This is a genomic window from Bradyrhizobium sp. CCBAU 45321, assembly GCF_028128975.1.
Classification (GTDB): Bacteria; Pseudomonadota; Alphaproteobacteria; order Rhizobiales; family Xanthobacteraceae; genus Bradyrhizobium; species Bradyrhizobium yuanmingense.
Genome location: NZ_LFKZ01000114.1, coordinates 16,518 through 32,162 on the forward strand (window position 1 = coordinate 16,518; position 15,645 = coordinate 32,162).

At 59.8% G+C, this 15,645-nt stretch carries 15 protein-coding genes; 4 read left to right on the top strand and 11 right to left on the bottom strand.

Annotation, left to right across the window (positions count from 1 at the left end; genetic code table 11):
- Positions 1-308: 308 nt before the first annotated feature.
- From ACM43_RS13890 to ACM43_RS13905, 4 genes are all read left to right on the top strand, one after another.
- Positions 309-998 (top strand): response regulator, encoded by a 690-nt coding sequence (locus tag ACM43_RS13890; RefSeq protein WP_036032010.1) that lies wholly within the window; start codon positions 309-311, stop codon positions 996-998.
- Positions 999-1,025: 27 nt separating this feature from the next.
- Positions 1,026-2,480, top strand: coding sequence for a type II and III secretion system protein family protein (locus ACM43_RS13895; RefSeq protein ID WP_036032008.1), 1,455 nt, complete (start codon positions 1,026-1,028; stop codon positions 2,478-2,480).
- A 10-nt stretch (positions 2,481-2,490) separates the two neighbouring features.
- Positions 2,491-3,153, top strand: coding sequence for a CpaD family pilus assembly lipoprotein (locus ACM43_RS13900; RefSeq protein WP_036032006.1), 663 nt, complete (start codon positions 2,491-2,493; stop codon positions 3,151-3,153).
- 1,220 nt (positions 3,154-4,373) lie between these two features.
- Positions 4,374-6,815 (top strand): hypothetical protein, encoded by a 2,442-nt coding sequence (locus tag ACM43_RS13905; protein WP_271540685.1) that lies wholly within the window; start codon positions 4,374-4,376, stop codon positions 6,813-6,815.
- 329 nt (positions 6,816-7,144) lie between these two features.
- Here the strand turns inward: ACM43_RS13905 and ACM43_RS13910 are convergent, their stop codons facing one another.
- The 11 genes from ACM43_RS13910 to ACM43_RS13960 are packed head-to-tail and all read right to left on the bottom strand — an operon-like array spanning position 7,145 to position 15,571.
- Positions 7,145-8,182: an EscU/YscU/HrcU family type III secretion system export apparatus switch protein gene (locus tag ACM43_RS13910; protein ID WP_271540686.1), complete on the bottom strand. Its 1,038-nt coding sequence runs from the start codon at positions 8,180-8,182 to the stop codon at positions 7,145-7,147.
- Complete coding sequence (sctT, locus tag ACM43_RS13915) at positions 8,179-9,000, bottom strand: type III secretion system export apparatus subunit SctT (RefSeq protein ID WP_036031183.1); 822 nt, start codon at positions 8,998-9,000, stop codon at positions 8,179-8,181. Before sctT ends, ACM43_RS13910 begins: the two co-directional genes overlap by 4 nt.
- Positions 9,001-9,010: 10 nt before the next feature.
- Positions 9,011-9,286, bottom strand: a complete 276-nt coding sequence (locus ACM43_RS13920) for an EscS/YscS/HrcS family type III secretion system export apparatus protein (RefSeq protein ID WP_036014823.1) — start codon at positions 9,284-9,286, stop codon at positions 9,011-9,013.
- 2 nt (positions 9,287-9,288) lie between these two features.
- The gene (sctR, locus tag ACM43_RS13925; RefSeq protein WP_036014825.1) at positions 9,289-9,954 is read right to left on the bottom strand and encodes a type III secretion system export apparatus subunit SctR; all 666 of its coding nucleotides are present in this window, start codon (positions 9,952-9,954) and stop codon (positions 9,289-9,291) included.
- Positions 9,947-11,068 (bottom strand): type III secretion system cytoplasmic ring protein SctQ, encoded by a 1,122-nt coding sequence (gene sctQ, locus ACM43_RS13930; RefSeq protein WP_036031180.1) that lies wholly within the window; start codon positions 11,066-11,068, stop codon positions 9,947-9,949. Before sctQ ends, sctR begins: the two co-directional genes overlap by 8 nt.
- Positions 11,065-11,601, bottom strand: coding sequence for a hypothetical protein (locus ACM43_RS13935; RefSeq protein ID WP_124163627.1), 537 nt, complete (start codon positions 11,599-11,601; stop codon positions 11,065-11,067). The genes sctQ and ACM43_RS13935 overlap by 4 nt, the downstream gene beginning before the upstream one ends.
- Positions 11,577-12,932 carry a type III secretion system ATPase SctN gene (gene sctN, locus ACM43_RS13940; protein WP_036014832.1) on the bottom strand — a complete coding sequence of 452 codons (1,356 nt, stop codon included), beginning with the start codon at positions 12,930-12,932 and terminating at the stop codon, positions 11,577-11,579. The genes ACM43_RS13935 and sctN overlap by 25 nt, the downstream gene beginning before the upstream one ends.
- Positions 12,929-13,549, bottom strand: coding sequence for a type III secretion system stator protein SctL (gene sctL, locus ACM43_RS13945; protein ID WP_036031175.1), 621 nt, complete (start codon positions 13,547-13,549; stop codon positions 12,929-12,931). The genes sctN and sctL overlap by 4 nt, the downstream gene beginning before the upstream one ends.
- The gene (locus tag ACM43_RS13950; protein WP_271540687.1) at positions 13,546-14,178 is read right to left on the bottom strand and encodes a nodulation protein NolU; all 633 of its coding nucleotides are present in this window, start codon (positions 14,176-14,178) and stop codon (positions 13,546-13,548) included. The genes sctL and ACM43_RS13950 overlap by 4 nt, the downstream gene beginning before the upstream one ends.
- A gap of 11 nt (positions 14,179-14,189) precedes the next feature.
- The gene (sctJ, locus tag ACM43_RS13955; RefSeq protein ID WP_036031168.1) at positions 14,190-15,050 is read right to left on the bottom strand and encodes a type III secretion system inner membrane ring lipoprotein SctJ; all 861 of its coding nucleotides are present in this window, start codon (positions 15,048-15,050) and stop codon (positions 14,190-14,192) included.
- Between the two features lie 8 nt (positions 15,051-15,058).
- Positions 15,059-15,571: a nodulation protein NolB gene (locus ACM43_RS13960; protein ID WP_124163624.1), complete on the bottom strand. Its 513-nt coding sequence runs from the start codon at positions 15,569-15,571 to the stop codon at positions 15,059-15,061.
- Between the last annotated feature and the right edge of the window lie 74 nt (positions 15,572-15,645).

Sequence of the window (15,645 nt, forward strand, 5' to 3'; positions counted from 1 at the left end):
GCGTGCAAGGACGGGCGTGATCGGCCCACGGACGCGTCAGCGGGCTGCCGCGGCTGTCAGCCTCTTAAACAAAAACAGATCTGGCATGAGGGGCATGTTGAGCAGCGCCGACGCCGTAAGCAGGCTGCAGCGGTCCGTGGTCCATCCGACGACAATCGACCCGCAGGTATTGATCGCCAGCCAACATGCTCCGCCCTCTCGTTTCGGGCTGTCCAAACTCACACCGGTCCAGCCTCCTCTCAGTTACATCGAGCCCATGCTCAATCGTGACGCGCTCAGGTCTGCGTGGATGGACGAGAGGCAATGAAATGCGAATTCTCCTGGTTGATCATCATGCGGACTTTGCCCGCCACGTGAAGGAAGTGCTGTTAGGTTGCGGCTTCGCCGTCGACGTAACACGCACGCTGGATGAGGCGGCGGCCGCGCTCGATTGCGCGAACTACCACATGGTCCTGCTCGAATCGGCTTTGCCCGATGGAGACGGATTGGACTGGCTGAAGCAGTTGCGGCGCGAGGGACGGTCAATGCCCACCATGATGATGAGTAGTCTCAATGATCTCGGCCGGCGGATTGCGATTTTCAATGCGGGCGCGGATGATTTTCTGCCTAAGCCCGTCTCTACCGACGAACTCATTGCTCGGATGCGAGCGATTTTGCGACGGTCAACGCAAATGACGGCGCCGGTGGTGACATTCGGGAATCTGCATTTCGATCCAATCGCGCGGCAAGTCTCGGTCGGTGGCCGAATCCTCAGAATTGCGCGCCGGGAAGTGTGCATTCTTGAACATCTGCTCAACCGCGCGGGGCGTACCGTGCCGCGCGCATCGCTCGAAGATAGCTTGTATGCATTTGACGACGAGGTCTCGACCAATGCGCTGGAAGTCGGGATCTATCGATTGCGCACGCATTTGAGCCAGGCGGGCGCAACGCTCAGGATCAAGACCGCGCGCGGTGTCGGTTACACCCTTGAACTCATTGGCGCAGCCTCGGCTGCCTAGCCGATCGAACTTGAAAGCGACACTCCCTTGAACATCGTTAACAATGCCCCCGGCGCTGATGAGCCGTCCATGGTGGCAGGCCGCTCGCACTATGCCGCTTTTCGCCGCCTCTGGTACGCCCTGTGCGCAGTCGCTCTGTTATTTCCGTTTGCTGCCACAGCTCAGACAAAGCGAGATGGCAAAGCAGAACAGCCACGCGCGGCGTCTGGCAGCACCACCGGCACGCTCAGCCTTACTTCCTCACAGGGCAAGACAGTTCATCTGACCGGACCGGCTGCGAGCATTTTTGTCGCCGACCCGGCGATTGCGGACTATCAGGCGCCCTCAAACACCACGATCTTCGTCTTTGGCAAAAAGGCGGGACGGACCAGCCTGTTCGCCCTGAACGACAAGGGAGAGGCTCTGGCTGAGCTGCGTATTGTCGTTACCCAACCGATCCAGGATCTGCGGGCCGCGCTGAGGGCTGAGGTCGGCGACTATCCGATACAGGTCAGCTATACTCCCCGGGGCGCAATTCTTAGCGGGACCGCGCCCACTGCCGATGTCGTCGAGAACGCCAGGAAGGTCACTGAGCAGTTTCTTGGGGCGGGCGCGCTGGTTGCCAACAAGATCCAGGTGGCTGGCTCGTTGCAGGTGAATCTCAGCGTACGGGTGGCAGAAGTCTCCCGCAGCGCGGTCAAGGATCTCAACATCAACTTCACCGCCTCCGGCCCAAACGGCGCTTTCCTTATTACCGGAAAAGGGGGCGGGTCCGGCGCGGCCGGCGGCGGCGGCACGATCGGAATCGGGTTTAGCGCCGGCAATACCAATCTCAGCGCTGTTCTCGACGCTCTCGCGAGCGAGCACCTCGCCTCTATCTTGGCTGAGCCGAATCTGACGGCGATGTCCGGCGAAGCCGCAAGCTTTCTCGCCGGCGGGGAATTTCCGATTCCGGTCATGCAGGACAATCGACAGGTTTCCGTGCAATTCCGGCAGTTCGGCGTCAGCCTGGAATTCGTCCCAACTGTGCTGAACAACAATCAGATCAATATACGTGTGAAGCCCGAAGTCAGTGAACTGTCGAGCGAAGGCGAAGTCAAAATCAATGGCATGGCGGTCCCTGCACTATCAACGCGGCGCGCGAGCACCGTTGTGGAGCTTGCCAGCGGTCAGAGCTTTGCAATCGGCGGCCTCATCAGGCGCAACTTCAACACTGATATCGGCGAGTTTCCCTGGCTCGGCGATGTGCCGATCCTCGGTGCGCTGTTTCGCTCTTCATCGTTTCAAAAACGTGAAACCGAGCTGGTCATTATTGTCACGCCGTACATCGTGCGGCCGGCATCGAACCCGAACAAGATGAGTGCACCGAGCGATCGCATCTCACCGCCCTCAGACGCGGGGCGCATTTTGACGAACACGGTGGCCCGGCCGCCGCGAGACCGCGATGCTCCTCGCACCAGCACACCAGGATTGACCGGCAGTGCCGGCTTTATCATCGAATGAGGACCCTCATATGACCTTGCGACATTTGTGTCACTTGATCGCTATAGGAGCAACATTGGGTGGCTGTGCAAATAGTGCCTCGATCCATCTCGGGCCGGCTGAACAAGCAATACAGGTAGAGCAGAAGAAACGTATCTTGTTCCTGCGGAGCCTGCGTGGCTCCGAAAAGCGTCAACTGCGGAGCTTTATCGCGAACGCCAGTGGCGGCCGGCGGGATGCGCTCCATGTGGATGTCACCGGCTCACCCAGGCTCCTTGCCCAAGTGGCGCACGAGGCCCGCGCCATGGGCGTTGCACCTTATAACATCCGCCTGTCCGCTTCTCCCGTCGATTTACCGCCCCGTTCCGGCGTGAGGATCGAGGCGATCACCTTTGATGCCCATCCTCCGATCTGTCCGTCGCTTTTGATCGTCGGACCAGCCGTGAACGACAATTCGTTCGAACCCACGCTTGGTTGCTCGACCAAAAACAATCTGGCAGTTATGGTAAACGATCCGCTCGACTTGCTGGATAATCGGTCTGTCATCACAAGTAATGGCGATCGCGCCGCCATTCCCCTGGCCAACTACGGTACCTTCGCCCCGCGTAACAAGAGCAACAGAGAAGATGGAGCAGGTACGGCAGCCCCGAACGCGGCGGGAACGACAGAACCGAATGTGCAGCCGCTCCGATAGCGGTTTTTGGCGAATGTCGGAAATCACAATAGCTGCTGCCATGTGGCTAGCAAGGAGAGGCGGCTCGATCGTGACACACAAACCCGCGCTCTGTTTCGGGAGCGGTGACGATCAAGCGCAACGTGCTGCACAGCTCTCGAACGGATGGCGGATCTTGTTCACCCGCACCAATGGATCTCGTCCAGAAATTCCACGTGGCGTGCGCGTGCTCAACAAGGCCGCCATCACGACCCTGAGCGCTTCGACGGTGAAACCGTGACCGGACGTGCCTAAGCGAGATCGACGGCGAAGACCGAGCCTACGATCTATGGGGCGTCTCCAAGAGGGCAACTTAGGCTTGGCGACCACGTCGGTCGTTTGGCTCCGCGCCGTTATGGCTATGGAGCACCCATTTGTGGCTCCAGTTCAGTAACGCGCTCGGCAGCTGGTCTGCATCATCGTCCGTCTTATCCGATGGATGCAATGCCCTCTTGCGCGAGCGCCACAGTTGCCGCGCGCTGGACGCTATGTAGGAGGCACATCGGATTAAGCCAAACAATAACATGGTTTGTCCTGGGTGTCTGAATGCACGCGGCTTCACAGGCTAGCGTTGCCTCTCAATGGCAACGACCGAGCCATCAGCAGTCAAAACGCGCTCGGCCGCTGGCTTCATGGATCAATGGCCCTCGGCAATCCCGCCCTAATCTGCCACCCAGCATGTCGGAGCGTGTGTGTTGAAAGTGAACATGACCACAAGGTGGTATACGAATGGCTTCGTTTCGCTTCTATTCTCGCAGCAGGCGACCACCAACCAGAGCTTGCGAGCTTTATTGAAAGCGCGCGTTCCTGGGAATGCTGGTCAGGAACGCGCAAGAGTGCCCTCAATTCTGGTGCCGCCCATACCGATATCTCGTTGGTTCAAGGAGCGAGCGCCCCGTCGCCGCCTCAGCCCGACCTCCGAGTAATCGAAAGCCCCCGGATGACCCGGTCCTCACGATCATACCGCCGTGAAGGGACCGAGATCTGAAGCGCTGTGGCGCATCACACCACCATTTCAGCTCAACACTTCAGTTGAAGACGCTGTTTTTTCTTCCGGCGCTTTCTTTTGCCTGCTCGAGCGATGCTACAGCGCACGCCGGCCATCATTCACATGTCATTCTACCTTTCCGCCGGCCACGTCAGATTTTGGAAAGCTAACGTGAGTAGCGAAGTGGCGAAAAAGCGATGCCAGCGGACTGACCATGGACCGATTCAACACGATCAACCCAGCCGATAGAGAGTCCACTGCGTCAGATGCCAGCGTGGAACAGCCGCAACAGCCGCATGTTGCGTTTGAGCAGCACCTGGCAGGCGCGCGAGAGGCGGGCCCCGTATATCCTCACGCGGCATTGTATGATGTCACTGACGAAGACGATCGCCTCATCCAGGCGGCATCGGCCGCTGCTCTCGATCGAGGGCCACCGCCGAGTAAAACCACCGTCGAAATTTATGATCGTCGGCTTCGCAAATTCGCCGACGCACTGAAGAAGTCTGGCAAATCAATCTCTGGGCTGGATGACGACACGTTAGCCGGTTACGCTAAGAAGCTGCTGCCAGGCGATAAGGTCATTGCCCCAGCATTGTCAATGGTCAGTCAGTACCGCGAGCCTGACGCCGACGCTGGCCCCATCTCAACACATTATCGTCCTTCCAGGGAAGATGAGAGGGTCATCAGGAAGGCCGCCAACGCAGGTTTTGGTCGACGGATTGGCAAGAGAACGGCCGAGAGCTATGCGAGCCATCTGCGGAAATTGGCGGTAGCGCTCCGCCCCTTGTCCATGGCCGAGCTCAGTGATGATAGACTGCTTGGCCACGCGGACAGGTTGTTTCCAAAGGACAAGACGCTCATCGCCGCCTTGAACGGCCTCCGCGATTATCGCGCGACTACCCTGCAGAACAATTTAGGCGGGGAAGGAGGCAGCTCGCGTCAGGTCATTCAGCCGTCCGCGCCCTCGCCCATGCCCCCGGCCGATGGGCAGCCGATGGGGAGCGGCGCGGATGGGGGCGGCTCATTGCCGCCCGGGTTCGATGTTCCGCAGGTCAGGCATGCAATGGGTTTAGCGGCCCATTCTCCTATACAAAGTGTCGCCCAGGACGAGCTTTTCGATGCGGCGGATCGCGAGGTCCTCTTGCCGGCGACAACACATGCACCGGTGCCTTGGCCAACGACGAGTTCAATCGCCCCCTCGCCGGTGCAAAGTGTCGCTCAGGAAGGGCTTTTCGATGCAGCGGATCGCGAGAACCTCTTGCCAGCGTCGACCTTCGATGCACCGGTGCCTTGGCCAACGATGAGTCCAACCATCCCCTCCCCGGTGCAAGGTATCGCTCAGGAAGAGCTCTTCGATGCCGCGGATCGCGAGAACCTCTTGCCCACCCCAACCTTCGATGCACCGGCGCCTTGGCCAATGATGAATCTAACAATCCCCTGGCCGGTGCAAAGTGTCTCTCAGGAAGAGCTTTTCGATGCCGCGGATCGCGAGAACCTCTTGTTGGCCCCACCCTTCAATGCACCGGTGCCTTGGCCAACGATGAGTCTAACCATCCCCTCGCCGGTTCAAAGTGTCGCTCAGGAAGAGCTTTTCGATGCCGCGGATCGCGAGAACCTCTTGCCGGCCCCGGCCTTCGATGCACCGGTGCCTTGGCCAACGCTCAGTCCAATAATCCCCTCGCCGGTGCAAAGTGTCTCTCAGGAAGAGCTTTTCGATGCCGCGACTTGGCAGCCGAGCTCGCGGCAGCCGAATTCCGCCTCTGAAGACCACCCTGGACGGATGATGAACCAAGGCGCTGCGGCCCAGACCATGCTTGAGCAGACGGTCGCGGCAGCCGGCGACGCCTTTGATGCGTCTTTGAGCGTTCCCGAGGATTTCTCGCACGGCACCCAGGCCGCGCCCAATATGATGCACACGCTTCGCCGCTGGGGCCTCCTGCCGGATGCAGCACAGCGGATAAAGACCTACGATATTCGCGGTGAACGCTATATCGCCGTCTTGGGACCGGGAGGGCTCAATGATGTTCGGCTCGTCCATCTGCGGTCGCCCGCTGTCGGCGATACGTTTGATGTTTCGTTCGCCGTTCCCGAGAATTTTTCCCATCACACCCAGCTGGCCCCCGACATGATGCTGTCCACGTTGGGGGATTGGGACTTCTTGCCTGTTGCGAAACATCCAATCATGAACTACGAAATCGGCGGCGAACGCTACACGGCCATCTTGGGACCGGAAGGCCCCAAGGACGTTCAGCTCATTCATCACCCTCGGCCCGGTTTGCCGGGTGAAGCTACGCCTGCGGCACCGAGGACTTCCTCAGATATTTACGGCGGTCTTGCGCCCGGCTTTGATTGGCTGGCACCTTTCGAATCGCGTGAGGACCCTCCCTCGGCACTGCCACCAAGCCTTTCCCTGCCGTCTGCCGCACCGGCATCAGGTCATCAACCCTTCCCCCAAGTGCCTGAACTGGGAGAGTTGTTGGGCGACGACTGGACGCACGGCCCCCAAGAGGCTTCGCCTGCCGTGATCGACATATTGCAGATCCTTGGCCTTCTGCCGAGTCGCGACGTCCCAATGACCGTGTTTTTGATCCACGGTCAGCGCTACACGGCCGAAAGCCTAGCGGGAGGCGGCGTTCTTCTGTTCCATCGGCCATAATTTGGCTGAACGAGCGGCTCGTCGGCACCACAGGCCCGTTGAGAGCGTGCTCCAGATGGGAGCCGTCCTAGTTCATGATCAGCAGTACCGCGTCATCCGAGTGGCACCCCCTGTAGCTACGGTACAAGTCGACGTCCTCGAGGGTGCAGGCGCGGAAAGCACTCGAAATCGGCGAACAAGTTGTTGCGCTTGGCGCCGCAGCTGATCCAGGGATCCGGTCGGCGAGCCCGTGGCCCAGAGGCTATCTGGGCGAGCCTATCGGCCCGTCGCGCAAGATCCCAGCGTCCATTGGGCGCACTCTGCAGATCGCAGCGTCAGGACAGGATGATCTAGACTAGCCCCGCCGCATAGAGTGCTTTTGCGACCGACTCGAAATATTGCGAGGGAACGGGGTTGCCGAGCTTTGCTTTGCCGAGCAGCTGACGCGTCAGGACATCGTCATCCACAATGTTGAGGCGCAGCGCGCGCGCCTCACCAAGCAGCTGTAAAGCAGCTTCGCCCTCGCCACGGCAGACCAAGACCGGCACGCCGGTCTCGCCGCGAACATAGCGCAGCCCAATCAACGTTGCCGATCCCCGCAATATCAACGTGGCTCGACTGACGCCGACCGGAGCCTCGTTGGCCGACTCTTGCCGCAGACGCCGGTGCTCACGCTTCACCTGCGGATTGCCCTGCTGTTCCTTGTTCTCCCGCTTGGCCTCCGTTTCAGTCATGCGCATGTCCTGCATAAATAACCAGCGCTGGATTAGGAGGTCAGCCAATCCGCCGACCAGAAAAGCTCCAGCGGCAATCCCAGTCAGCAATTTAACCTCGGTGAAAACGAAGCCAAAACAGCTCATCCCGCAGACTGGCAGGTACACCAGCGCTTTCCAGCTGGCGGTCACCGTGAGAAAGAAAGTCGCACTAAGCAAAACCACTTTAGCCAGTGTCTTGCCAAGCTCGATGGCCGAACGTTTCGAGGCGATGCGTTTCAAGCCTTTGATTGGATCCAGTTTCTCGAGCTTCGGCTTGAGCGGCTCCGAAGCAAACATAAAGCCGCCATTGGCCAGGACATTGGCGAGAAGAGCTGCTGTGACGGCAGCAGCGAGCAACGGAGCGACGGTGGCAATCGAAAGTTCTAGCAAGCCGCTGAGCGCTTGTGGCACTGCGTTTGTGAACGGCTGCTCCTGCAGTTTATCGACCAGTTGGACCGTCTCTTGCCACTTGTCCTTGATCGCACCCGCTCGCCACCACAGACAGCCGAAACCGGCACAGGCGCTGACGCCGCTCACCAGATCCGAGCTGCGGGCGCTCTGCCCCTTCTTGCGGGCATCACGCAGCTTCTTGGGCGTCGGAGGAAGCTTTTTCTCCTCACTTGTAGAGCTCATTTCAACAGCTTCTTCAGATACTCAAGCATGCTGTTCGAGGTCAGGATTTCAGCTCCGGCGTATTCAAGCAGATAGACGGCGTAGCTAACCATGATGACCCCGAATGCAAGATTCTTGATCATTGGGGAGAGATCGTTCAGCTTGAGCTGAGATGCAAAACGGCCGAGTATCATGACCGAGACATCGACCAGCAGCAGCAGGGCCAGCACCGGCCCGGCAACTAACAAGGTCGTCATCATGATGCGATCGAGAAGGGCCAGACATTCCATTGCACCCTGCGCTGTCACGGCAGGCAGAAACTGATAGACAGGCCACACTAGGTAGCTGCCATAAAGGCCGCTCACCATGGTCTGCAGCCCGCCGACCAGTACGAAGATCGTAACTGCCGTAACGCCGAGAAAAAGCCCGGTCCCGGACGCTTGGCTGTGCGTCGCGGGATCCTCCCCCGCAACTTGGCTCGAAATTCCTCGTTGAGTATCGATGATGTCGCCGACTGCCTGTATGCTCCATAGTGGAATACTGAGCAGGATGCCGAGCATAAGACCGACGAACACCTCCTTCAGGCCAAGCATGGTAACGCTGACTAGGCGAGTGTTCGGGTCCAGGGTCTGCAGACCGAGCTTGATCTGAGCGAGGCACGGTAGGCCGATCGCAATCGTAAGGCTTCCCCGAACCAGACCGCTGATGCGCGGCCGGGTGAAGACCGGAAGCACCAGCATGATGCCGAGGGCGCGGGCCGCACTCAGGCCGGTTGCGGCGACGAGCTCGATCGTGCCCTGTACGAGAGCTTGCGCCTCCGCGGGTGACAGGCCAGCCATCCAAGCTCTGCTAATATCTTGCGGTGAGTGCTGGAAACTCGCTGAAGATGTGCTCGGCCTGGTCGATCAGAGGAGCGCTGAGCACGGGAGAAAACCCGGCGAGCACGGCTACAACAACCAGAAGCTTGACTGTCAGTGGCAAGGTTTGATCCTGGAGCTGAGTTGCCGCCTGGATGAGGCCAATGATCAGTCCAGAGATGAGAGCTGCGAGCAGCGGCGGCAGAACCCAGATCATGAAGAGCACGAGCGATTGACTCAGGTGCGTAAGGATACTGGCTTCGTTCATGGTCAACCTCCTGGGGTCGTGTAGCTTAATACCAGCCCGTGCATGAGACGTGACCAGCCGTCGATCGTGACGAACAAAAAGAGCTTGAAGGGGACAGATATCACCGTGGGGGATACCATCGACATACCCATGGCCATCAAAATCGTCGTTACAATGAGATCGATCGTGATGAAGGGAAGATAGAGAAGAAAACCGATTTCGAATCCACGCTTGAGTTCAGAGATCAAAAACGACGGCACGAGAATCGCAAAATCATCTGCCGTGACGCTGCCGCGCATGTCCTCCGACCAGACGTGTTCCGTTGAGGACAGGAAGAAGCGGCGTTGCTCTTCATTAGTGAATTTCTTCAGATGAGCTCGGAGCGGCTCCTGTCCCTCCTTGGCGGCCGTCACCCAGTCATCGAAACTTTGGTAGCGAAGTTGCGGATCGGTAAGGCGGTTATAGGTCTGCTCGAAGACCGGAGCGCTGATGAAGACGGTCAGGATCAGTGCCGCTCCGTAGAGGACGATGTTCGGCGGTATCGATTGAGTCCCCAGCGCATTGCGCACGAGGAAGAGAACAACGGAGACCTTGATAAAGGCGGTCGTTGTCACGACAGCAAAGGCCAGCAGGCCAAGGCCGACGGTAATCGCAAGAAGCGCAAGGATGCTGGGTTGAACCTCAGTCATTAAGCGCCAACCTGCCGCGCAGCCTGACGGCCAGCTCGTCCCCGATCCGCACGATGTCGCCCTGGCCGATACGTTGGCCGTTGGCAAGGATATCAACCGGCCCATCCAGAGGCCGGCCAAGTTCGAACACGTGGCCTTCGTTGAGGGTTCGCAAGGTTCCCAAGGGCATCGGCCAGCGGCCACATTCGAATATGAGTGTGATCTCGATGCTGTCGATATCCGCCTCTGACGGAGGCTGCTGTTGCACCTGGTTTTGGGGCATTATATCTTCACTCGTTAGGGGGTGGGATCGCAAGCGGAATGGTCCTCGCAGCACCAGCCTGTCGCCGCCAATCTCTGCAGGGGCCCACAATCGGTCTGCAGCGAGAATGATCTGTCCTCGCGCGAGTGGAATTACGTCCGGGAGCAGCGCGTCGCCTTGCTCTGCTCGGCGAAGAACGCCGATCGCGACGCGAAGCGAACCGACTTGGCCTGCAACGATGACCGGGAGTTCGGAAGGCAGCTTGGCCGTCTGTCGCGGTGATCGGCCGAGCAGCTCGCCGAGGGCGGTGAAGGCCGGCGGAACGGGACCGTCAAGCGGCGAGAATAGAAGCAGCCGCGCCTTGCTGGCGAGCTCACCAAAGGCGACGTCAAATTCAAGATAAGGCCTCGTATTCGGCGCTTCCTCGGTGCGAACAAGCTGCAGATTGCGCTGCGTCATTCTTTCCAGCGGAGCCAGCAAGGGTTCCAGCGCAAGTTCCAGGACCAGCGAACGCGTCGGCTCAGAAGGTAAGGTAAGGCCATCCTGCAAGGTCCCAATCAGCGCTTCCGCAAGCGCAACTGGCAAGGACAGGATCAGGGTTTCACCATTTACTTCGAAGACGCAATCAAGCATCGACGTCGCAGCCGGCTCCGCCTGCCAGACGGTTCGGCTCACCCGCACAGATAGCGGCTTCTCGCCGAGGAGGGTTTGCAGAGGCGCACGCAACGCTGCGATCTCGTTAAGCCACGAGGTCACGGCGTGCGAGAGGATCAGCGTCGGCGTGAAGGCTGCGCGTTCAGCCGGCCGATATGGCGCGGATGCGGCTTCCGCGTCGCAGGCCCCTAGCTCGCGCGGGAGAGGATCTGCAATCATGTTGGCTCACCTCCCGTCTGCCCTGATCGGCCTCGCCGGTAGCGGAGCAAGACTTCATCATCGGCTTCGATTTCGGCGGCAGCCTCGAAATGTGCATTCGTGATGCGCCGAACGTCGTGATCGATCTCACGCCATTTCTGGCTCGCCGCTGAACGCTTGGTCCAAACGGCTCGGGCCTCAAGAGCCGCAGCCTCAGCTTGCTCTTGGGCAGCACGGGCCTTGTCAAGAACGCACTGCGCCGCTGTGATCTCGTCTGTGAGTCGCCCGATGATGAGATGATAGCGTCGCTGCAGTTCGCATACAGATATCGCATCGGCCGCTAGCATCTCCCGATAGAGCTCCGCCTCGACCTTTGCGCGGCGCTCTTCGGCATGTGCAAGATGCTCGCACGCTTGTTGGACAGCTTGAATCGCGAGGTGGCGCTTGGCTTCCATGTTGGACAATTCACGAAGGGCGCTTCGTTCCCGCATGTCCTTTACCAGCCGCAGCTTTGAGGCGTGAACGGGACTTAGGCCGTCAGACGCGATATCCATGCGACCGTCTCCTCAAAGCTGCACGCCTCACCCTGCCCCTGGCGCAAAAAGGCCCGCAGCTGCTCGATCGAGGCGATTGCTCGATCGGTCAACGGATCAGAACCTTGCTTGTATTCACCGACCTTGATCAAGAACTCGGCCTCAGCGTAGCGTGAGAGCAGATCACGGAAGAAGGATGCGGCCTTGCGATGCGGCACCGACACGATCGCATCCATGACACGGCTGCGGCTAGACAGCACATCGATAGCCGGAAAATGCTCTCGAGAGGCCAGCGCGCGGGACAGAATAATGTGGCCATCAAGGATGCCGCGTGATTCTTCCGCTATTGGATCGCCCGTGCCATCACCCTCGACAAGCACCGTATAGAAGGCCGTAATGGAGCCATGCTCGCCCATGCCGGCGCGCTCCAACAAGCCCGGCAACAGCGCAAAAACGGAGGGCGGAAATCCGCGCCGGGTCGGCGGCTCTCCTGCGGCGAGGCCGATTTCACGCATGGCGCGGCTAAAGCGCGTCAAAGAATCCATCATCAAAACGACGCGAAGGCCCTGATCACGAAAATATTCCGCCAGTGCTGTCGCCATGTGGGCGCATTGGGCCCGCTCCATCGCCGAACGGTCGGAGGTCTCCACCACAACGACGGAACGGTGAAGGGCTTCGCCAAGATGACGTTCGATGAATTCACGCACCTCTCGACCGCGCTCACCGATCAGCGCAACGATGGTGACGTCGGCCGCCGCGCCTCTTACGATTTGCGACATCAGCGTCGACTTGCCGCAACCCGCATCACCATAGATTCCGATCCGCTGACCTTCTCCACATGTCAGAAGGCCATCCAGGACACGAACGCCTAGCGGGAACGGCTGTTCAATTCCGCGCCGTTTCATCGGATTGGGCGCCCTGCCGCGCAGCGGTCTGGCTTCGCCGGCTTTTATCGGGCCCTTGCCGTCGAGCGGTCGGCCAAAACTGTCGATGACGCGGCCGAGCAAACCGGGGCCGACAGCCACTTCCTGCATTCGCCCGGTCGTCACCACCTCCGCACGATTGGACAGCCCCACCATGTCCCCGATGGGCGTGAGTAACACCCCGTCCGGCAACAGGCCGATCACCTCCGCCTCGAGCGACCATCCGCTACGAGGATCCTGCAATAGGCATAGCTCTCCGACCCGGGCCTCCGGCAAGACGGCGTGCAGCAGCGTGCCCACCGCCCGCGTGATCCGGCCGCGGACGGCGCGTGTATCGATGTGCCTGGCGGAAGATCTCAAGGACGAGAGTGCGGCCTCTACACTTCCTTCTGCGGCCTCGGCATCATGGGTCGCTCGTTGCCCGGTCACGATTCAGCTTCCTCTGACAAGCCAAACCCGAGACGCAGCGCGCGCAGCTGCGCGGCAAGTCCAAGATCGACATTGCCAAACTCGCTCCACAAGACACATTGGTCCGCACTCAGCGCCGGATCCGCCTCAATCCTGACCTTCGGCCGGCCCTCAAGTCCGTCATAGTCCTTGAACTCACTGGCTAGCAGGTCGGCCTTCAGTGGGGAGACGTGGAGGCAAACCTCCGTGTTCTTATATCTTTGCTCGATCGCATGACGAACGCCGTGGACCAGCAGCTCACCGGGGTCAAACGCGCCAAGCAGATCGCGAACGATCTCGAAGACCAGTTGCGGCAATTCCCGCTCCAGAGCCGCCTTGCGCTGGGCCAGTTCACAAGTCGCCTGCGCAATCAGCCGCGCCATTTCCTCTGCGCCAGCCTTTGCACCCTCGGCGCGGCCCCGCGCCCGTTCCCGCTCATAAGCCTGGCGTGCCCACCCGCGAACCCGCTGCAGATGCCGCTCGGCAGCGGCTCGCGCCCGTACGGCATCGTGCCAGATCTCAAGCTGCGCAGCTGGGATCAGCGGTCCAAGTGGCCGAATCTGCGGGGCCGCGGGTGATGCGGGATCATCGGCCGTCATGCTCCGGCAGCCTCTGCACGCAAATGCGCCATGACGAGGGAAAGCAGGGGGCCTGCTGCGCTACGGTGTTCAGCAGTTGGACTCTCGGCGGCCGTCCCAACAGGCAAGCGTAGAAGCACGCGGATACGACCAAGCGATGAAGTCTCTTCGAGCCAGGCGCCGAGACAAGCGTGCCCGTCATATTCGATCTGTCGCGACAATTGCTCTGGATCGACGATCGGGATCGTTGCGACGGCACTGGATAAATGCCGGACTGCGAAAGCATGCGCTTCGGCACTGATCAACTCCACCAATATCGGCAGATCGTGCCTGGAAACCAGCTTGAGGATAGAGCGTGCATGCCAGATGCTGCCCGCGAGCAGCGCAGCCCGCCGCGGCTCATGCCCCAGGAGAGCATCTTCGTTCCAGTCGGCGCAGCTCACCTCGACCTTGCCGCCCAGCAGCAGTTCGGCGAGCCTTGGCTGCAGCCTGGAACTCTGCTGTAGCCGAGCCAACGTGGAAGGCGAAAGCAGCGGGTCAAGAAGCCCAGCAAAACGACCGGGATCGACCGAGGCAGCAAGCTCGCGCAGCCGATCGGCTGGGAGCGTGAACGAACGATTGGGTTTTGTGGATGACATTGATGCCGACATGAGCGTCCAGACTATGTCGCATCAGCAATCAACTTTTTGTCCGACTCCTGCTCAGCAGACACACGCGAGCCAAACACGCTCAGCTTGCGCGATGATCGTCCAAACTGACGCATGCGCGGGCCCAGCAATACGCAAGATACGATGCCGAATAGCGCTCCGGCGCCTCCCACAGCAAGCGCAAGTAACGGGGCTGAGCCCGCTCTTGCTGACTGAGCCGCAGGAACTACCGGCGCGGCAGACTGCTCGATTGGAGCGCGCTCGACCGGCACGAAGACGACCGCGACCTTGTCATAGGACAGGCCTTCAATGCTGTTTGCGACGAGCATCTTGATCTGCGGCAACAGTGCCGAGAGCTTCGCGCTGGAGCCATGGCGAATGAAGACCGAGGCGGAGGACGGGGTCGCATCTTGTCGCAACAAGTCGTTCTTCGGCAGAACGACGTGGACGCGCGCTGAAAGGACGCCATCTATATCGCTGATCGTGCGCGACAATTCTTCGCTTAGAGCATAAACGTAACGTGCCCGCTCCTCGATCGGCGAGGCAACGAGGCCCGATCCCTTGAACACCTCGCCGAGATTCTTGAAGGATTGGCGCGGCAACCCTTCGACATTTAGCAGGTCAATCGAATAAGCGAGCTGCTTTTCCTCGACCTGGATTGTACTGGTCCCGTCCTTGGCGACAACACGGACAGCATCAACGCCCTTGCTAAGGAGAAGCGCGAGCATCTCATTAGCCTCGCGCTCCTGAATTTTGGTGTAGAGATCAGCCTTACAGCCGATCAGCGAGAGGAGAAGGGGCATCGCGAGACACACGCGAAGCCGCCGCCACGATTGACGGCCGCCACAGCTAGCCCTCTTCATATCGCCAGTCATCAGCTTATTCAGCCGGCCGATAGCAGCTTGTTTAGCGACGAGCTGACAGCGCTGGTGCCCTTAGAGACGAGGGAAACCTGAATAACGTCCCTGTATACGTCTCGCAGATTCGTCATCATCGACTCAAAATCGGCTCCAACCGGTTTAACATCCGCATGTGCACCGACGTTATCCGTCTGCAAAAGCGGCTGCGTAGCCGGTCCAGGCTGTACATTAGTCACGGCAGCCGACGCAACCGCCGGAGGAACGGCGCGGCCCTGGTACATACTGGAAAGGGTTTGGAGGATTCGGTCACCCGGCGGACTTGCCAGCACATTCGTGCGCTGGACCTCCAATATCGGCGAAGCCGCTACGGGCCGATCCGCAGGCGGGAGAGCAGATCCCTGATTTGCAGATACTTGCGCTAGGGACTGCTCAAAGCCCGCCTGCTCGCCAGCAGCTGCGGGCGAGCAGGCACTGGAAAGACAGTCGGCAGGACTGGGAGAGATCGGCGTTGCGCCTAACAACATGGAATGAGTCATTGTGCTCGTGTGGTGAGACCTAGGCGTTAACCGATGAACCGATCAAGTTCATAGGCTGGCGAGCTGACGAAAAC

Coding starts and splice junctions, on each gene's coding strand:
- ACM43_RS13890 (WP_036032010.1), top strand. CDS start 309: ATGCGAATTCTCCTGGTTGATCATCATGCGGACTTTGCCCGCCACGTG.
- sctQ (WP_036031180.1), bottom strand. CDS start 11,068: ATGATTGCAGATCCTCTCCCGCGCGAGCTAGGGGCCTGCGACGCGGAA.
- sctJ (WP_036031168.1), bottom strand. CDS start 15,050: ATGACTGGCGATATGAAGAGGGCTAGCTGTGGCGGCCGTCAATCGTGG.
- sctR (WP_036014825.1), bottom strand. CDS start 9,954: ATGACTGAGGTTCAACCCAGCATCCTTGCGCTTCTTGCGATTACCGTC.
- ACM43_RS13935 (WP_124163627.1), bottom strand. CDS start 11,601: ATGGATATCGCGTCTGACGGCCTAAGTCCCGTTCACGCCTCAAAGCTG.
- sctT (WP_036031183.1), bottom strand. CDS start 9,000: ATGGCTGGCCTGTCACCCGCGGAGGCGCAAGCTCTCGTACAGGGCACG.
- sctL (WP_036031175.1), bottom strand. CDS start 13,549: ATGACGGCCGATGATCCCGCATCACCCGCGGCCCCGCAGATTCGGCCA.
- ACM43_RS13950 (WP_271540687.1), bottom strand. CDS start 14,178: ATGTCGGCATCAATGTCATCCACAAAACCCAATCGTTCGTTCACGCTC.
- ACM43_RS13910 (WP_271540686.1), bottom strand. CDS start 8,182: ATGAGCTCTACAAGTGAGGAGAAAAAGCTTCCTCCGACGCCCAAGAAG.
- ACM43_RS13905 (WP_271540685.1), top strand. CDS start 4,374: ATGGACCGATTCAACACGATCAACCCAGCCGATAGAGAGTCCACTGCG.
- ACM43_RS13900 (WP_036032006.1), top strand. CDS start 2,491: ATGACCTTGCGACATTTGTGTCACTTGATCGCTATAGGAGCAACATTG.
- ACM43_RS13960 (WP_124163624.1), bottom strand. CDS start 15,571: ATGACTCATTCCATGTTGTTAGGCGCAACGCCGATCTCTCCCAGTCCT.
- ACM43_RS13920 (WP_036014823.1), bottom strand. CDS start 9,286: ATGAACGAAGCCAGTATCCTTACGCACCTGAGTCAATCGCTCGTGCTC.